This window comes from Methyloceanibacter marginalis, assembly GCF_001723295.1.
Classification (GTDB): Bacteria; Pseudomonadota; Alphaproteobacteria; order Rhizobiales; family Methyloligellaceae; genus Methyloceanibacter; species Methyloceanibacter marginalis.
Genome location: NZ_LPWD01000196.1, coordinates 1 through 4,234, shown reverse-complemented (window position 1 = coordinate 4,234; position 4,234 = coordinate 1). Strand labels below are relative to the sequence as shown.

5 protein-coding genes are annotated in these 4,234 nt (G+C 57.4%); 4 read left to right on the top strand and 1 reads right to left on the bottom strand.

The genetic code is table 11. The annotated features are described in order from the left end of the window. From AUC71_RS08185 to AUC71_RS08175, 3 genes are all read left to right on the top strand, one after another. Positions 1 to 668, top strand: a 668-nt coding sequence (locus tag AUC71_RS08185; protein WP_204376676.1) for a tyrosine-type recombinase/integrase, incomplete at its 5' end; no start/stop codon positions are given. A gap of 222 nt (positions 669 to 890) precedes the next feature. Then, complete coding sequence (locus tag AUC71_RS08180) at positions 891 to 1,196, top strand: hypothetical protein (protein ID WP_069623872.1); 306 nt, start codon at positions 891 to 893, stop codon at positions 1,194 to 1,196. Beyond that, positions 1,196 to 2,347 (top strand): hypothetical protein, encoded by a 1,152-nt coding sequence (locus tag AUC71_RS08175; RefSeq protein ID WP_069623871.1) that lies wholly within the window; start codon positions 1,196 to 1,198, stop codon positions 2,345 to 2,347. The genes AUC71_RS08180 and AUC71_RS08175 overlap by 1 nt, the downstream gene beginning before the upstream one ends. Before the next feature lie 800 nt (positions 2,348 to 3,147). Here AUC71_RS08175 and AUC71_RS08165 read toward each other — a convergent pair. Further along, a complete protein-coding gene (locus tag AUC71_RS08165; protein ID WP_069623869.1) occupies positions 3,148 to 3,558 on the bottom strand; it encodes a hypothetical protein in 411 nt (136 codons plus the stop codon). Positions 3,559 to 3,701: 143 nt separating this feature from the next. On the opposite strand from AUC71_RS08165, the gene AUC71_RS08160 reads away from it, so the two are divergent. Continuing rightward, positions 3,702 to 4,007, top strand: a complete 306-nt coding sequence (locus AUC71_RS08160; RefSeq protein WP_069623868.1) for a hypothetical protein — start codon at positions 3,702 to 3,704, stop codon at positions 4,005 to 4,007. The last annotated feature ends 227 nt before the right edge of the window (positions 4,008 to 4,234 follow it).

The window sequence follows — 4,234 nt, the reverse complement described above, 5'->3', positions numbered from 1 at the left end:
CGATTACGTCAGCGGCCCGATTATGGATGCCGTTGAACTTCACACCGAGCCGCCCGAGGAACGAGCGCCCTACAGCGACAGCGAGCTCCGGGCGATATGGCTGGCCGCTGGCGAGCTTGAGCCTGTCGAGGCGGGCTTACCTGCGCTTGCTACTGTTGCTCGCGCCGCGCAAAAAGGAACTCGCGCAGGCGACATGGGGCGATGTTCGGGGCGACGTGCTGATCACGCCTTGGGAGCGCACGAAGTCAAGGAAGCAGGTGACGAAGAAGCGCGCCTATCAGACGCCGCTCGTGCCGTTCGCCAAGTCGGCACTCGACAGCATCGCGCCTAAGAACGAGCCGCAGCCGGATGATCCGATCTTCCCCGGCCGTAGCGGCGTGTCCATGTGGCCGGGATCGCAATTGGTGCGCAAGCTCGTGAAGGCGGGAGCGCCCGCTGGCTTCACCTATCATCGTGTGCGCCACACCGTAGCTACGTGGCTCGAGAATGAGGGGCACGACGAGTTCGACCGCAAGCTTGTGCTGAACCACGTCGCGGTAGGCGGCGCGACCGCAGGCTACAGTCACGGCATAGCGCTAAAGCGGAAGCGGATGCTGTTGCGCAAGTGGGCTGCGCATGTCGAAGGGCTGGTGAACGGCAAGAGGGTCGTAGGGAGGGCACCAAACTAGAACCCTCGCAGACACGCTTTCAGCATTAGCGCTTTAGCCAGCGAATGGCACAGGCGGGCAATTGTAGCTTGCACAAGCCAAGCGTGCATGGCAAAGGAACTGGCAATCGAAACTTGATGCCTCCGAATGCCGAGCTTCCATCCGCAAATCCCAGCTAGCTGTCCTCCCGCACAAGCGGTGCCCGTGGATGCCACTATTTACCGTGGTATAAAGAGGCCGCCAATGGGGGAGAAGGACTTCGTCGCTCAGGCTGAAAAAGACCGGTCAAATTGCGACCAGAGCATGTGTGATCACTGGGGGCTCTCGGTATGGATGGCCATGGCCGATGTCCATCACGCTCAAAGCCTATTTGGCTACATGAGGAAGTGGGCCATTGCTAAGGGCCGCGTCGCCATTACGGATGGGAAGCTCAAAAAGACACCTAAGCCTGAGCAGCCTAATCACTACACGTTCTGGAAATACTACGAGGTAGGCCTCTCGCATAAATTCTCAATCGTACAGGGTCCACTGGCAACCAAGAGCACGTGATGTGGAACTCCGACGCCAAGGCTGACGGCGAGCTTGCAACTCAGATCACGCCTGTTGACGTGCTCTACTATTACGATGGACCAACTTTATTTACGGCGACGTTAGGCTTCACTGATTTTCTTTTTCATAAAGTGGAAGAAACGGATTCCTCGGATATTTTCTTGGTTGCTGAGGCGACGGCACCGACGGTCGAGGCGGTTAAGCAAGGTCGCTTATCAGTTTGGGGTGCGCTTCAACATCCTAGCTACCATCTGCTTGAGCTCGACAAGAATTTGGTGGCTCGGAGATATTGGTCGCTCGACGCTAAGAGCCTGCCTCCCGACTTTTTGCCGAGAAGGGGCTATGGCTTAGCCACGAACGAAACTCAGCTGGCTGATAGCGTAGACCAGGCCAACTCGTTCTTCTCTATCAAGTACACTGGCAAAGAGCTTGGCGCTCAACGGTTGCCATTCAGCCTCTTCAAGGGCTTGGTCAATGACACGTACGACGCCGTGCGAAAGATATTCCCGGCACCAATGATCGGGGATAAATCGCTTCAGCGCGCATTTGATTTTGAAGTCCTTGAGCCAAGCTTTGGGAGCCTGATTATCGCTATTGACGAAGCCACTGTAGACACTGCTGCTCTCAAGAAGGACATACGTGAAAAATTCAAGGACGACTTGGTTCGAGATAGCCTGGATGTAAACCGGAGGAGCTTTTTTGAGAACCTAAACGAGATCATCGCTACGGCGAGCGTGGGAGAAATCCCGGCCCACATGGCGATCCAGCATTTTATTACCTTAGATCAAGTCAACGATATCGTTCCATCCGGCGGCGAAGGTGTCGAGCGCGTGGAGTTTAGAGCCGGACGATCAGACGAAGAGAAGCCGATTCTCGTTGACGATCAGCTGGGTGAAAGGATCAGACGTGCTCACCGGATCGCTGAGACCTCAGAGCGCCAGATCACAGGAGTTGTGGTGGAGGTGAATGCCGAAAGCGGAACCTTCATCATCAAAGACTTTCATCACAGACAAACCACTTGTGTCACAAGCGCAGATGAAATTGACGAAAGCCGCATAGCAATCAACCGAAGGGTTCAGGTTAAGGGGGACTTCCAGAAGCGGCAACGACGCGACAAACTCCAGGTAAGATCCTTGCGAGTTCTCGAATAGGCTTAGCGCGGAGCGCTTCGATAGTGACCCCGAACGTAAGTCCCGTCCCTTCGGTAGTAGCCGCTGACGGGCACAGTCTTAGGCCTTCCTGTCCCAGTGCTGATATCGCCGTAACAGGAACCATTCTCTGCGCACGGGCGTAATGCCCTGGGCGCTGGAGCCGGCATGCCGCCCGACATGCTTCCACGATAGGCTGTGACCATCTCGTCTGAGACGTCCGACGAGTAACACAGCGGCGAAGCCCCACCCGGCCTGCTGTGAGCGCTACGTCCCCCACACGCTCTTCCGGCGCGGTCATAGTTGTAGGGGCACGGGCAGGAGCCGGCGTAGCTAGCGATTGAACGCTGGACAAGCGCCAGACGGATGGCCTCGTTCGACAGTTGGGAAGTCGTCGCCGAGGCTGAAGGGACACTCCCCGTTATAGCTGGAGCCTGTTCTTCCTCCGCTACCGGGGCTGTCGAGATGAGCGGGGGTGCAGCCTGTTGAGGGGCTGCACTGGCGAGAGCCGTTGTCGGAGCGCTTTCGGGCACCACGGAATTGCGTTGATGGTTACGCGAGCACGCAACGAGCGCGGCACTCACCAGCGCTGCGAGGACTATTGCTATGAGACGCGTGCGCATCCGTGCGCCTCCTAAGCTAGTCTGGCTCAGCCACGTCGTCGTAAACTTCAGGCAACGTCCCGATCGCGGAATGCAAGGCCGCGGTCGTATCTTCATGGATGAGATATTGTGCAACCGAGAAGGTAAAACCAAGGAGCAGCGCGACGAACACGATGGAGTAGAACCACCACCTACCCCGTCTCAGCTGTTCAGCCGCGAGCATGTCTCCCTTGATCGGAATTTGTCCGGCGACAGCTTCTCAATTTTAGTGCTGATATCGATCTCGCTGACGTGTGAGTTCGCTTTACTCAACGCCTCAACATCGAGGAGCGCTCGAACCGCTCCGACAAGAAGCCTATTGTAATAAAGGAAGTCGATCACCCAGATGGCGACCCAATAGAGCAATAAGAAAGCAAGGACGAAGGCGGCAGTTTTCCAGGTTGTCGCTGACTCTCCGTCGCCAAGAATGCCGATCAGAGCGGAGAGCGCAGCCACCCCGGCCAACGCTTGAGTGCGAAGGCGCATGAGCAGGTCGTTAAAGTGCATAGCGATCTGCTCATAGTCCTTCCAAACTTCTCTTAGCGGCCAACCCTCGTGAGGCCCCTCGGCCATCGTTCCCCCCTAGGTAGCAAAGCCGATTTAAACACTTAGCCATGGATTAAGCATCCCTTAACTAGGCGCTACCACACGTTTTGGTTGTAATTCTAAAATGTTCTCCTGTTAGGGCGCTCATGCCCCAAACAGGAGAGAGAGCAATGACCGCTACGAAGAAGGCGACGACGAAGACGGCCATCAAGGCGAAACCTGCTACCAAGTCAAAGGCGAGCGCCGCTAAGCAGGAGGCAGCCAAGCGTATGAAGGCCGCTATCCCCGAAAGCCTGCCCCAGCGCTTCGCTAACGGCGAACGCAAGGCTCTCATCCGCAGCGTCTTCGATCAGCACGGGGAAGCGCGTGCCGACGAGCTTGCGCGCGAACTTTCGGTAATGGAGGCACGGAGAAAAAAGTGGTTCAGGACCTGGCAAGCTGAGGCCAAGCAGGCCGCGAAGGCGGCTGCCAGCTAGCCCACTTCCTCGAAAGACGCCCTGAGAGCAAGGCCCCGCCGTATGTGCGGGGCCTTTTGCTGTGGGGGCGCATTGGGGCTGCTATCGGTTTAGGGGGTTGGGGGCGGCCGTGAGCGGGCTCTCGCCATAGGCTGCATAGGCCAAGCCTTGCGACGCTCAGTGACTCGCTACAAACGGAGGTGCCTGCCAGGGGCAACCGGAGAAGCCCTGGCCAAGCCCAAGCCGCC